The sequence below is a fragment of the Coleofasciculus sp. G3-WIS-01 genome (genome assembly GCF_040223135.1).
Taxonomy (GTDB): Bacteria; Cyanobacteriota; Cyanobacteriia; order Cyanobacteriales; family Coleofasciculaceae; genus Coleofasciculus.
Window position 1 is genome coordinate 55,157 of record NZ_JAVJZI010000183.1, and the last position, 12,804, is coordinate 67,960.

Here is a 12,804-nt window from a genome sequence, read left to right on the forward strand (position 1 = left end):
GAATCGACTACTTTTATTGACTCTCTGAGAACTGAGTTGACAAAAAAAGCGTTTTTGTGATTTAATAAATAGTATTGTCGGAGAAGGTGTGCGCCTATAGGCTGGAGTTTGTGCCATTGACTGCTTTGTTGGGCGAAGAATCCCTAGCTGTATCCCTTCATCAGCAAAGGCAAATGAAATGACCCTTTACCCGATTCGAGCATGAATAAGTTTATTGTTTTGATTATTAGTCTATCCAGCGTTCTGTTTTTTGGATGCTCTCAAGGTGAAACAGTTTCTAGTCGAGGGGAAACAGTAGCAGCGGAAACTCTAACTCAAGTTCCCGACGCTCAAATAGCTAAACCCCTAACACCCGCAGCAGCTGATGCGTTAATTGCTGCCACAATTGAGGCAATTAATCAGGAAAATGTTGAGTTCTTTATGCCCTATTTGATGGAACGCGATCGCGTCTCTGAAAATGTGCAAGCTGCACTTGAGCATTATCAGGCTTATTTCCAAGGGGAAGAGATTACTGATTTTGAGCGTCTGGGTATTGAACAATTGGGGGAAACAGGCGATAAAACTCCGATTCAACGCTTTACTTACCGCATCTCTACCCCTAGCGGGATGAGTAAGTCGATTGCTGTTTATCAAGATCAAACTATTCGCTTAGATGACCCATTTTTGTTCTATTCCGTTTACGTGAATCGTTTAGTTGAACGGTATATCGATGCCATTCAAAGCCAAGACATTGAAAAGCTGGGCAAAGTTTTAAATCTTGAGGAAACCTTGTTTGGTCAAGAGGATTTGAAGGCAATTCAATCACAATATGAGGACTTATTCTCTTTAGACTCACTCAATTATCAGTTTACTGGCTTAGAGTCTGAGCGTCAGCAGTTTATTTATACCCTTTCTGGGGAAGATGGACGTGAGCATGAAATTAAAGTTATCTATGGGGATGGGTTGGTCAGTCTCCATGATAATTTTATTCCGGCGAAAAATTAAAGCCGGATGCGGGAAGATTAGCCTCAATGTATCCGGTATGAATTGTTAAGCTTTTTCTCACGACAGAGATTAATTTTGACACAGCTAAAATGGTGAAATAAACTTGACAGGTGACCCTGTAGGGGCGGGTTTCACAATTATCTCTTCGGTTGCACAAGGGATGCGACTAAACCCGCCCCGATTCGCAGGTTTCATGATTGATTTCCCGTGAAAAGTTAATCAAGTCGGTCGGGTCGCCCTGTCCTAAAATCCTTGTATCAGAACGGGTTTTTTATGATTAAACGGGTTGACAAAAAAACGGTTTCTATGATTCAATAAACAGTATAATCAGAGAAAGTGTGCGCCTATAGACTCTGGTTAATTCGATTGACTGCTTTCCTTGGCAAAAAGTCCTAACGGTATCCCTTCATCAGCCAAAGCTTGTGACTACGCAATCAACGTTGAAATCCCCCTAAATCCCCCTTTGAAAGGGGGACTTTGATTAATTGATTTATTCAAAGGGGGATTTTGATTAATTTTTTATTGTCCCCTTAAATGACTTGGCTTACTTTCTGGTCCCCCCCTTTCAAAGGATGCAATTTCTGGTCCCCCCCTTTCAAAGGATGCAATTTCTGGTCCCCCCCTTTCAAAGGATGCAATTTCTTGTCCCCCCCTTTCAAAGGATGCAATTTCTGGTCCCCCCCTTTCAAAGGATGCAATTTCTTGTCCCCCCCTTTCAAAGGATGCAATTTCTTGTCCCCCCCTTTCAAAGGATGCAATTTCTTGTCCCCCCCTTTCAAAGGGGGCTAGGGGGGATACTTATTACCGTGTTTGGCGACAACTCAACACCACTTCCCCACCCTCTCCAACAATCGCGCCGCCACGCTACTCTTCCCCACACCCCCCAAGCCATACATCAACACCCCCAAATTCCCCGTATTCCGCAGCTTCCGCAAACAGCGCTGTAATACCTGCCGCCGCCCGACAAATTCCTGGGCTGTCGCCACCCGGATTAATTGGGTTCTGGGGTCTAAAAATTGATAATAGGCGGGTTCGGGCGCACACCACACCGCATCCCCTAAGGGTTCTACTAACGCCCCCGGACATTCTCCCTGACTATACAACCGTAATGCACGACTACTGTTCCAAGGCTTTTAGGACTTGACAAATTTCCTCAATTGTGGCATCTTCCAGGACAATGCGCCCGGTGGGACTTTGAATCACTACATCAAAGGTTTGTCCTGACTGGGATTGCTTCCATTCCTGATACCACTTGCGAATTTGTTCGGCTAGCGCCACGGTTCCGCCAGCAATGCCGACAATCGTGGCAATTACGGCTATGGTTCCCTCTTTTTGAGTTTGGGCTTCATAGGATACCGATAATCCCGGAATCGCCATCAATTCAGACACGGCGGGTTCAGCAGCCTCCCCCGCGATCGCAACTTGAACGGCTGTTATCATTTTTATAGGCTAATCTCGACAAATTAATTTTAAGATGAATGATACTGAAATTATATTGTAGGGGTACTATCCTTGCGCCCAGTGTAATGCTATTAATAGATACAATTGTCTATTTTTAACGCAGAGTACGCAGAGGGTTCCGCAGAGTACGCAGAGGGATTGAATATCTTAGAGAAAACGTTTGATAAAGTAGAGGGGAGAAGATAGCAGAAAATACTGTTAATTACCTGTTCCCTGTTACTAGCAAATGACGTAGCTTGCTTCTGGCTTCCTTGAGTATGAAAAATGACTAATCCAGTTGTTCTCGTTCACGGTATTTTCCGCACCTCATCTGTTTTTCGCAAACTCTCTCCCTACCTTAGGAAAAAGGGTTTTTCTGTTTATAGTATTGACCTTAAACCCAATAATGCTACATTGGGTTTAGACGAAATGGCTGCCCAATTAGCCGATTTTATTAACCAAACCTTTCCCCAAAATCAACCCATTGATTTAGTCGGTTTAAGTATGGGGGGACTCGTCACCCGCTATTATGTCCAGCGATTAGGTGGAATTGACCGAGTGCAGCGTTATATTACCATTGCCGCCCCCCATCACGGCACCTGGTTAGCCTACCTATTGAACCGTCGCGCCTGCGTACAAATGCGTCCAAAAAGTCCTTTAATAGAGGATTTAAACCGAGATGTCAAAATGTTAGAATGCCTTAATTTTACATCAATTTGGACACCGTGGGATTTTATTATTGTTCCGGGTAATAGTTCACAAATGCCCGTGGGTAAAGATGTGAAAGTTTCAGTTCTTGCCCATGCTTGTATGGTGATAAATTCCCACAGTATGCAAGCGGTAGCTTCTGCTTTATCAGAACCCTTTTATCGGATTCAGAAGGCAAATTAGCTGCGTAGTTTGTAGTAAGGGCTTTAGCCCTATTTTAAGGATTGACAAATGACTAATCATCCATCGCCGATCGCGGCTAACTCGTGACTACCAAAAATTGCCTCTGGATGAGCATAAAATTTAAACTCCATTAAATTATAAAATGGGTCTTGTAAGAAAAAAGTGCGATGTTCAGTCACATCACCTGGAAAGCGTCGCTTCGGTTGCTGATAGAATTGAAGCTGCTGCTGTTGGGCGCGATCGCATAAAGCTTGCCAATCGGCTTCTGCGGTAAAAATTAAACCAAAGTGACGCGGATAAATCCCCCGTTGTGGTGTTAAGGGTTCATCGGTGAGATGGGCTACCAGTTGATGCCCATATAAGTTTAAAATGACCGCTTGACGGGTTTCTCGCCCAATATCACAGCCGAGTCCTCTGCCATAATACTCTTTGGTTTGCTCAATATCACTAACGGGAAATGCTAAATGGAAGAGAATGGGATTCATTGCTATTAATTTAAGTTTTGCCTAATCCGATAATCATCCTAAACAGTTATGCATCGATTGCATACCAAAAACTGTTGCCTACTATACACCCGGAAACATCCTCTTAACCCTTAATATATGCCATTGTGGGGTCTGGGCAGGTTTAGTCGCATCTGGGTTATCAGAAACGATAATAGTAAAATCCGCCCTGACACAAAACTCAAAGCACTCACTCAGGGCGGGCGCGATTTACATCCCTTGTGAGGTAAGAAACGATAGTAATAAAACCCGCCCTTACACAATCAAACTCAAAACTCAGCAATGTTTGCAACACTCAATTCTCTTAATCCTTGGCTGATTGCCGTCCTCTTAAATACAATATTATTAGCGATCGCGTGGCTGATCCCCAAGCAACTCCTCACCCCGGCTGGACTTCTCCACGCCGGGGCGTTGGGGATTTTGATTTGGGGAACCTTAGGCTGGCAAGGGTATCTGATTGTGATGGTTTATTTTCTTGTCGGTTCTGCTGTTACCCGCATCGGTATGGCACAAAAAGAAGCGGCGGGGATTGCTGAAAAGCGTTCGGGCGCTAGAGGACCGGAAAATGTCTGGGGTTCAGCTTTAACGGGTACGCTTTGCGCGGTGGGCGTTCTTTTCCTGGATGAACCCTATCGCAGTTTCCTCCTACTGGGTTTTGTCGCTAGTTTCGCCACTAAGCTTTCTGATACTACCGCCAGTGAGGTGGGTAAAGCCTACGGTAAGCGCACCTTTTTAATCACCACCTTACAACCCGTCTCCCCCGGAACCGAAGGCGCAGTCAGCTTAGAAGGAACCTTAGCAGGGGCTGTCGCCTCGGCTGCGATCGCGTTTCTGGGTTGGGGCATTGGCTTTATAGACTTGACAGGGGTCTGGTTTTGTGTATTCGCCGCCTTTATTGCCACCAACTTGGAAAGTGTGATTGGTGCCACCTGGCAATCTCAGGTCGAATGGATGACCAACGAAGTCGTGAATTTTATCAATACATTAATTGGTGCGATCGCGGCTATCCTTTTTGTCATCATCTGGCACAGTATCATGGGATTACCTGGTTGACATCCTCCCCACCTTACTTCGTTGAAGGTGGGGATTCCCATCATCGCTGACGGGGGTTCCTGGCTCGTCGAGCAACCTTACTTTTTTGGGTTTCCCCATCCAAGCAGAGGGTCATCTCATCCCCAGGCGTTACTTTCCGAGTGCCCCTCGGTAGTTGTGCCAGACCTTGTAATGCCTTCATCAAAATGTTGATGGCGGCGTTGATATCGGGTCTTCCGTAGTTGGTGTGCTAAATTGTTAGTTTGAGTTGCTAAAATATTCGACAGCAAGAGCTTTAGCCATTTATCCCCTAATTTCAAGTTGTTTTGAGGGGCTTAGGCGCTACATTCTTTATGGTGATTGCTTTTAAGATATTAAAACTGATAGTTTAGCACACTAAGTACGGAAGACCCGCTTTTTGCACCATTCAAACTGTTCCCTGAGTACCCTGCAATATTTATTGAGGTCATACTTGTTGACCCCCTTGCTCCCCCAGACCCCCACATCTTGATAGAAAAGTCCTCAGTTATAAATAACCAAGGACAAATAATCAATGACAAATGACAAATAACTATTCTATTTGCCGACCAAACACCATTTGTAAAACCATCGGTTTACCATCATCGCGATGATATTTATCCGCCCAAGCGCGAATAATTTCATCAAGTTCCGTTATCGCTTGGTCAATATTTTCCGGTGGAATATCCAACTCCTCCAAAACCCGCATCACATGCTGCTGACGTTCTGCCCACTCTTTCATCAACCGGAAATACTGCGCCGTATCCTCCACCACCGTGTAGGTACGTTCTTTGCCATCTACGGGCGAATAAGATGCACTGGTCAGGGCATAATAGGGTAAACCCCAGGGACAATCAATGCGCGTCACTGTTCCCGAATACAGTAAGCGTCGTTTGATATGTTCTGCCATGGCTTCAGAAAGAGGCGCTTGTCGTTCCGGAGGTAAATCTTCCTGAGAACGACTGTGCAGAAACTCAATCAATTCCATAAACTGTAAAGAACTGACCACCTGGGCATCGGGGAGATGATCCGGTAATTTTTCCTCAATGATGCGTTTTTCTTCCCTGTGCAGGCTAGTGCCAGAAATCCGCGATCGCCCAGGTTGCCAGGGATACTGATCCATCCACACATAAGGAAACTGAATCAAATAGCGGGGTTCTTGAGACCCCAGCATCTTCAGCAGTTTTCCTTCTGTTAATGCCTGTCTAACTTCTTCAACAATAACCTTGACCCGTTTTGGCTCAATATGGTGTAAATGTCCGGTCATCCGGATATTTTCACCCTGTTCCAAATAAGTCGTGTAAATCGCACATTTAGCAGCCGTTGCTGCCGCATCTAGAAATGCCCCATGTCGGTGTCCACTGGTTCTCATTGCGCTGAAAGCCAGATATATCATAATCTGATCCATGGCGCTGGGGCTGAGGCTTTTGATCAGATCGAGATGATTAGTCATTTTAGGGAGCGGTCACATCGCATGGGTACAAAAGAATAAAGGTAATGGCGAACCCACGGCTTCACCTAAACCAGCGAGTCCAACTCAAGAAGCAAAACATGCGCTTACTTAAAGCACCCTAATATTAAAGTCTAAATTCTCCTTAGATTATAGACTGGATTATAAACAACCTAGGAGATACCGCCAACTGGAAGACCCCCTGGGTGGGTCACAACTAGGGGGTAAAATTCTTCCAGGAAAGTATATATTATATCAAATGGCACTTACTGCCTATGCCCAAGTAAATTCGCGCCGTCCACTACCCCGGTGACAAATCTGGGGCACGAAGGTATCTTGGGAGGTAAAGAAACGCCGTTGTCCACCGCGATTGGTCTCAGGATCTTGAGGACCAGCATCTCCAGTTTTGACTAGAGACAACAGCGAGTGGGCAGGAGTAGACTGAAAAAGTGAGACTGAGCGATCGCGACTATCATGAGCATGGACAGCAAATGAGAGCGTAAGCAGGCTCACTAAAGTAACACAAGTGTAAAAGCGCATAGCAGATGTCCGTGTCAGGGTTTCTAGTCCCTGTTACGGACTTTTTACTCATGGTTCAGGAAAAATTCCTGCCAGAGTTAATGTGGATTGTGTGAAGATTAATGGTACACTAGCGAGTTTATCTTCAAATTGTTCCAGTTCCCAGACGTGCCATGGCACGTCTCTACAATCCCTGCTTTTGGCGCTTAAGTTGACGCCAATGGTTATACCCATCCATGTTTGGAGACTGATTGCTGATCAGTGCAAACTGTTTACCAGCAACCAGTTTCCCGCCGAATTAAAACGTCCCCACCCTTGTAGCTGTTGCTGATCAGGATAATGCTGGAGTTGCTGGTTAACATCAGATTGTGTCGTAATCAACATCCAAATTTGACCCCCATAACTTTCAGGTTCGCTCAGGGTAATAATGTAATCCTGCTCAGCACGGCGTTGGAATATGCCAGTGAAATAGATTAAGGCATGGGATTGGTGATTGGTGATTGGTGATTGGGCAGATTCTCCTGTGCTTCTATGTTCCCAAACCTTCCACCGCAACGTCTCTACAAGCTCCCCCGGCTCCTCAACCATCCCAGAACTGGGATACTCTTCTGGATGATCCAAGTAATAACGTTGCCAGTACCGCCAATCTGGATGATCAAGGGATTTGTTGAATAAGGGAATCATAGCCGCAGGGGCAATAGCATCGCCCAACAATGCCTCTTGAATACGCCGGATGGGTAACTCCCTCGGTTGACAGCCAAGTTCCACACACAGCGCAGCCGCCATTCCTGCGGCTTGACCTAGATTCATCACCACTGGTTGCAACCTTGTCGAACCATTGGCAATGTGAGAGACGGAAGTATTTTTATCACAGACCAATAAACCATCCATTAACACAGGTAAAAGGCAACCATAAGGAATCGTAAACGGCACTCCCGTCCAACGCCCTCCCCAACGGATGGATTTTGGGGCTAAGGGAAAGGTAAAACCAGGATAATGATGGTCATTGGCATAATTGCCCACAGCAATTCCGGTAAAAGCCCCTGATTCATCGATGGGCAAAGGCGCAACTTGACCCCCTGCTATCGGTAAAATATCTTGTTCTTTCAACGTCACCACTCCCACCAGACGCCGACTTTCTCGATAGTAAGGATGTAGGGCGTAAGCCTCACCACCGAGGGACGCCTTTGGGAAACTATCATCGGCTAAACCATAACGCCGTCCCAGTTGAGATTGAATAAAACTAGCAAAGCCTTGAGTGTGCCAACGGGCTTCTTGGAGAAACTGCTGTCGGGATGCATCCGATTCCACTAAGCGCCCAACTCCCTCACCATAATCATTGCCATATTGGGGCCAATTCAGCATAAACAGTCCCCCAGGTAAGCGTCCGTAATTGAGAAAGGATTCCACCCCATAGCCTTCCCACGCCCCGATAAACTGTTCTGGGCTGTATTGAGGTGGGGGCGGAATTTCCGGGGCTGTATCGGTGCCAAAATCTTTGAGGATGACTATCCAGGTTGGTGATTGAACTGGATAGCGTTGAGTCAAGTCATTGAAGGAAACAGGCGCACTCGGTTCACCAAAGCGCGTGAGCAACTCCCAACCCCAACCATAGGGAATCTCGGCTAATTCCAGCACATCTCCCAATTCCGTGGCGTCTAGGGTGACTTTGGCGTTAATCACAACATCAGCAAATCGCACCCCAGTTACACAATCCCCTGCTTTTAATACCGCTAAGGGCGTTTGTCCCGCAATCCACTTTAGGTTGGGCAATGCTTGAACCCAATCTGCAAAGACTTGAGCGCCAATTCTAGGCTGGTAGGTAAACAAACTCACCCACCCATGATCGAGTCCTCCGGGCTGTCGCTGTTGAAGTTCTCGCAAAAATGCGCCCCATAACCCCGTTTGCCACGCGGCTAATTCATTGCCATCGGGCGCACAGACACCGGCTGTCGTCAGCATTCCTCCTAGCCAGGAAAACTCGCTGACTAGAATTGTTTTGACGCCTCGACGTGCCGCTTGGATTGCCGCACTCGTGCCACCTGTACCACCACCGACAACTAAGACTTCTGTTGTTAGTTCATTCACAGCCATACAAAAAATGGGTTGGGGATAGTGATTATCATCACACCTACACCAGAGTCAAGTCACAGATACGTTTTGTAATAATCCGTTACATTATGAGTAATATAAGCTGATATTCGCATAGTTAAGGAACCTAAAACCATGATTCAGAAAGTACAAAAGAGTGACGCTGATTGGAAACAACAGCTTACCCCGGAACAATACAAAGTGACCCGACAGAAGGGAACAGAACGCGCCTTTACCGGAGAGTATCACGACAATAAGCAGCCGGGAATCTACAAATGTGTCTGCTGTGGCAATGACTTGTTCACATCCAAGACCAAATATGATTCTGGAACAGGGTGGCCCAGTTTTTGGGCGCCGATTGATGAAGAAAACGTCAAATATGAAGCGGATAATACTTTGTGGATGCGTCGCACTGAGATCCTCTGTGCAGCTTGTGATGCTCACTTAGGTCATGTATTTAATGATGGACCAGCACCAACGGGTCAGCGTTACTGTCTAAATTCTGCCTCGCTAAACTTTGTCAAGTCCGATCAGGTAGAATCAGCATCTAAGGCGGAAACTGATAAATCGGCAACTGCCTAACCTGACTTTTAGATGATCAGCGATTTGTCTATTTTGGCATGACCAGCTCCATCCAAACCATTAAGTTAGATCAGTTCCTCAAGTGGGTAGGTATCGCGTCCACAGGTGGCGAAGCCAAACTGATGATTCAAGAAGGTGATGTGACCGTTAATGGTATCATCGAAACTCGGCGCGGACGTAAATTAGTTGAAGGAGATTTAGTAAGCGTACAAGGGGAAACCTATAAGGTTGGAACTCCACTCTAACCCTGTTTGATCGGAGATTTTGCTAGTCATATCCGCTTAAAAATGGCGAGGTAACTCTCCACTGTCCAGACGCGAGTCCTTGTTTTTATAGGGCAATCCTGCATATACAACAAGTATTTAGGAGCTTTTCGGGGCGGGTGAGAGGCGCTTAATGGTGTTTTATAAATCTATTTGCCCAACCCGCCCTCCCCTAACCTGTAAAATGAAGGTAGGGTTATTTACGGTATTAAGGAATTGAGATTAACGGCAAGAAGCTGTTAATTATTAGGAATTGAGTTCAGGGTAATGCCCCTAAGAAATTGGGCAATTGGGTTGATCAAGTCAGAGACAAAAATCAATGGGAAGCTGTTGGATTTTAGAGATAGCTTATAGTTCCCATTCGCGACAGTCAATTAGCAGGTCGTCTAAGTTTGTCTCAAACTCCTTCCAGTCATTAAACCAGATCTCCCTATTGTGATCATTTACTGGATAATCTGCATCCCATTCCTCGATAAAAACATCCGCCTCCCAGTCATGGGATAAGACATCTGCATCCCACTCCTCGAAGGATACATCCCCATCCTTATCTGTCTCTTTTAACAGAAGCTCTATATCTCCTTCGCTGACCGTATAATTGGCAAATAGTTTCATGGTTAGTTCCCCGCTTACTCTCAACTCAATCTAGACCATAAACCAAGTTATAGTTAAATAATCTCTCATTTTTAGGGGAATTCCTGTAATTTAATCCCTAAAAAATAGTGATTATTCTCACGGGGTTCTGTGATAGTTTCCTTTAAAGGATGTGATTTTTAAAACGCTTCGTTGTGATTAATGTCACAGATTTTTCGGAGAAATTTCAGCTTTAGATCTTGCCCGATCTTTTTTTATATACATTAGGTTACTTAAATTTCATAATGCTCAATAGATATAATTAAATCTTTACACTTACATCAATATTTGTAAATAGAACCGCCCCAAATTGCCCCTAAATTGGGAAGATACTGTTACAAAAGTTTAGTTATTGGGAAAGTTTTGGGTTGAGAGCGCTTCCGGAGCAAGGTTGTAGGGGCGGGTTTTACCGATGATGTTTGGCAAAAAACCAACTCAAGTCACCGCCGGAATTGAACACGCGATCGCAACCGGAGAAAACTATGAAGCTGAGTATCGCATCCGCGATGCTGACGGAAAACAGCGATGGGTCATAGCCCGGGGACAGGTAGAATACGACGTAAACGGCAATGCGATTACCTTTCCCGGCGTTTTGACTGATATTAGCGATCGCAAACTTGCCGAAGAAACCCTGCGCCGCTCAGAGGAACGCTATCGCACAGTGTTTGAATCCATTGATGAAGGCTTTTGCGTCATCAAAATGCTGTTCGATGAAAATGGTAGACCAGTCGATTACCGCTTCCTAGGAGTCAATCCCATGTTCGAGAAACAAACGGGACTTGAACCCAAGACAATCGGCTGACTCAGGAAAACCCAAGCGTGAGAGATCGCTGGGGTAAGAAAGTGAGATTGTAGCCACTATCTAGATTATCACTTCCTTCATCTGTCGAAAATAAAGAATGATACCAAATCCGATGAAGTAACCCCCTTTAGCCCTAGGGTACTTTTTCCTTGAAGCCTTCTGGCTTCTACGCTAGAGCCTGCTTCTAGATGTGGAATTTTCCGGTACAGTGTCATCTGGTAAAAGTCTGAGGGATATAGCTTGGTCATTTCTTCCCACAGACAGACGATAACCAGCTTTTTGCATATCTAAAGTTAAGGGTGACAGGTTGCTGGCGCTTGTCAGCTTACCAGAGGGTTAACCTGTAGGACGAGTTATAGCTAGCTGAGATAAACCTCCTTGGTACATCAGGTCAACCTATTCTCTTCATAACCAAAAATTAACAGGAGATTTAATCATGACCAAGATAGCAATTAATGGTTTCGGGAGAATTGGTCGAGCTGTTTTTAAGATTGCCCTTGATCATCCCGATTTAGAACTCGTTGCCATTAATGATTTAGTCCCACCCGATAATCTTGCTTATTTGCTCAGGTACGATACTGTTTACGGCAAATATGATAAAAATGTAGACAGTACGAAGGACAGTCTAATTATTGACGGCAAATCCTATAAAATCTTAAGTGAAAAAGATCCAACGCAACTCCCTTGGCGTGATTTAGGCGTCGATCTTGTCTTTGAATGTACGGGGATTTTTACTAAAAAACCCGATTTAGAAAAACATATCCAGGCGGGTGCTAAGCGGGTGATTCTTTCTGCGCCGGCTAAAAGTGAGGGAGTCACCACAATCGTACATGGCGTTAATCAGCCGAATGAATCGGATCAGATTGTATCCTGTGCTAGCTGCACCACCAATTGCATTACTCCCGTTGTCGAAATTATGGGGCGCCGAATCGGGATTAAAAAAGCCATAATGACAACCATTCATGCTTATACTTCTACCCAAGCTATTGTTGATGGACCGAGTAAGAAATTTCGGCGTGGTAGAGCGGCGGCGGCTAATTTAGTCCCCACCACGACAGGAGCGGCTGTGGCGACAACCCAAGTCCTTCCCCAATATCAAAATAAGTTTGATGGGGTGGCGGTACGGGCACCGATTCCTGTTGGTTCTATTTCTGATATTATTTTCGTCACGGAAAAGCAAACTAACGTTGACGAAATTAACAGTGTCTTCAAAGAAGAAGCTGGAAGCGAACGCTATCAAGACATTTTAGCTGTTTCAGAAGACCCAATTGTTTCATCTGATATCGTTCAAGATCCTCATGCTTCAATTGTCGATTTGACGATGACGCAAGTTGTTGATGGTGACTTGGTTAAAGTCATGAGCTGGTATGACAATGAATGGGGATATGCTTCCCAGATGATTAAAGAAGCTGTCCGCATGATCAAGGAATCAAAAACCAAGCAAACGACTAGCTAATTTCAGGACTTAGCGATTGATTTGAATGTAGGCTTGTAGGGGCGGGTTTTACTACTATCGTTTCGATTGCACCCATAAGCGACTAAACCCGCCCAGTCTTCTGCCAGTTTAGAGACTGTTTCATTCATATTTCTATTTTATTT

Annotated in this window: 16 protein-coding genes; 7 read left to right on the forward strand and 9 right to left on the reverse strand. The window is 45.2% G+C overall.

Annotated features, from left to right (window positions below):
• Window positions 1-201: 201 nt before the first annotated feature.
• Complete coding sequence (locus RIM23_RS18165; protein ID WP_446368557.1) at window positions 202-984, forward strand: hypothetical protein; 783 nt, start codon at window positions 202-204, stop codon at window positions 982-984.
• An 821-nt stretch (window positions 985-1,805) separates the two neighbouring features.
• Here RIM23_RS18165 and RIM23_RS18170 read toward each other — a convergent pair.
• The gene (locus RIM23_RS18170) at window positions 1,806-2,087 is read right to left on the reverse strand and encodes a hypothetical protein (protein ID WP_446368558.1); all 282 of its coding nucleotides are present in this window, start codon (window positions 2,085-2,087) and stop codon (window positions 1,806-1,808) included.
• A 13-nt stretch (window positions 2,088-2,100) separates the two neighbouring features.
• Window positions 2,101-2,424 carry a hypothetical protein gene (locus tag RIM23_RS18175; protein ID WP_446368559.1) on the reverse strand — a complete coding sequence of 108 codons (324 nt, stop codon included), beginning with the start codon at window positions 2,422-2,424 and terminating at the stop codon, window positions 2,101-2,103.
• A gap of 285 nt (window positions 2,425-2,709) precedes the next feature.
• Between RIM23_RS18175 and RIM23_RS18180 the strand changes: the two genes are divergently transcribed.
• A complete protein-coding gene (locus RIM23_RS18180; protein WP_446368560.1) occupies window positions 2,710-3,315 on the forward strand; it encodes an esterase/lipase family protein in 606 nt (201 codons plus the stop codon).
• 56 nt (window positions 3,316-3,371) lie between these two features.
• Here the strand turns inward: RIM23_RS18180 and RIM23_RS18185 are convergent, their stop codons facing one another.
• Complete coding sequence (locus RIM23_RS18185) at window positions 3,372-3,800, reverse strand: VOC family protein (RefSeq protein ID WP_446368561.1); 429 nt, start codon at window positions 3,798-3,800, stop codon at window positions 3,372-3,374.
• A gap of 300 nt (window positions 3,801-4,100) precedes the next feature.
• Between RIM23_RS18185 and RIM23_RS18190 the strand changes: the two genes are divergently transcribed.
• Window positions 4,101-4,871 (forward strand): TIGR00297 family protein, encoded by a 771-nt coding sequence (locus tag RIM23_RS18190; RefSeq protein ID WP_446368562.1) that lies wholly within the window; start codon window positions 4,101-4,103, stop codon window positions 4,869-4,871.
• Between the two features lie 550 nt (window positions 4,872-5,421).
• Here RIM23_RS18190 and hetR read toward each other — a convergent pair.
• The 4 genes from hetR to RIM23_RS18210 form a co-directional block, all read right to left on the reverse strand.
• Window positions 5,422-6,321: a heterocyst differentiation master regulator HetR gene (hetR, locus tag RIM23_RS18195; protein WP_446368563.1), complete on the reverse strand. Its 900-nt coding sequence runs from the start codon at window positions 6,319-6,321 to the stop codon at window positions 5,422-5,424.
• Window positions 6,322-6,591: 270 nt separating this feature from the next.
• Window positions 6,592-6,858, reverse strand: a complete 267-nt coding sequence (patX, locus tag RIM23_RS18200) for a heterocyst-inhibiting protein PatX (RefSeq protein ID WP_446368564.1) — start codon at window positions 6,856-6,858, stop codon at window positions 6,592-6,594.
• A 48-nt stretch (window positions 6,859-6,906) separates the two neighbouring features.
• Window positions 6,907-7,071 (reverse strand): hypothetical protein, encoded by a 165-nt coding sequence (locus tag RIM23_RS18205; RefSeq protein ID WP_446368565.1) that lies wholly within the window; start codon window positions 7,069-7,071, stop codon window positions 6,907-6,909.
• Between the two features lie 24 nt (window positions 7,072-7,095).
• A complete protein-coding gene (locus RIM23_RS18210) occupies window positions 7,096-8,931 on the reverse strand; it encodes an FAD-dependent oxidoreductase (protein ID WP_446368566.1) in 1,836 nt (611 codons plus the stop codon).
• A 132-nt stretch (window positions 8,932-9,063) separates the two neighbouring features.
• Here RIM23_RS18210 and msrB point away from each other — a divergent pair, with 132 nt between their 5' ends.
• Window positions 9,064-9,510, forward strand: coding sequence for a peptide-methionine (R)-S-oxide reductase MsrB (gene msrB, locus RIM23_RS18215; protein ID WP_446368567.1), 447 nt, complete (start codon window positions 9,064-9,066; stop codon window positions 9,508-9,510).
• A gap of 38 nt (window positions 9,511-9,548) precedes the next feature.
• Entirely contained in the window at window positions 9,549-9,755 is a 207-nt protein-coding gene (locus tag RIM23_RS18220) for an RNA-binding S4 domain-containing protein (protein ID WP_446334470.1), read from the forward strand.
• A gap of 366 nt (window positions 9,756-10,121) precedes the next feature.
• On the opposite strand, the gene RIM23_RS18225 is transcribed toward RIM23_RS18220, so the two are convergent.
• Entirely contained in the window at window positions 10,122-10,385 is a 264-nt protein-coding gene (locus RIM23_RS18225) for a hypothetical protein (protein ID WP_446368568.1), read from the reverse strand.
• 430 nt (window positions 10,386-10,815) lie between these two features.
• Here RIM23_RS18225 and RIM23_RS18230 point away from each other — a divergent pair, with 430 nt between their 5' ends.
• Together RIM23_RS18230 and gap are read left to right on the forward strand one after the other, a co-directional pair.
• Window positions 10,816-11,205, forward strand: a complete 390-nt coding sequence (locus RIM23_RS18230; protein WP_446368569.1) for a PAS domain-containing protein — start codon at window positions 10,816-10,818, stop codon at window positions 11,203-11,205.
• Window positions 11,206-11,641: 436 nt separating this feature from the next.
• The gene (gene gap, locus RIM23_RS18235; protein WP_446368570.1) at window positions 11,642-12,661 is read left to right on the forward strand and encodes a type I glyceraldehyde-3-phosphate dehydrogenase; all 1,020 of its coding nucleotides are present in this window, start codon (window positions 11,642-11,644) and stop codon (window positions 12,659-12,661) included.
• A 2-nt stretch (window positions 12,662-12,663) separates the two neighbouring features.
• Here gap and RIM23_RS18240 read toward each other — a convergent pair whose 3' ends face one another.
• Window positions 12,664-12,789 carry a hypothetical protein gene (locus RIM23_RS18240; protein ID WP_446368571.1) on the reverse strand — a complete coding sequence of 42 codons (126 nt, stop codon included), beginning with the start codon at window positions 12,787-12,789 and terminating at the stop codon, window positions 12,664-12,666.
• Window positions 12,790-12,804 lie beyond the last annotated feature (15 nt).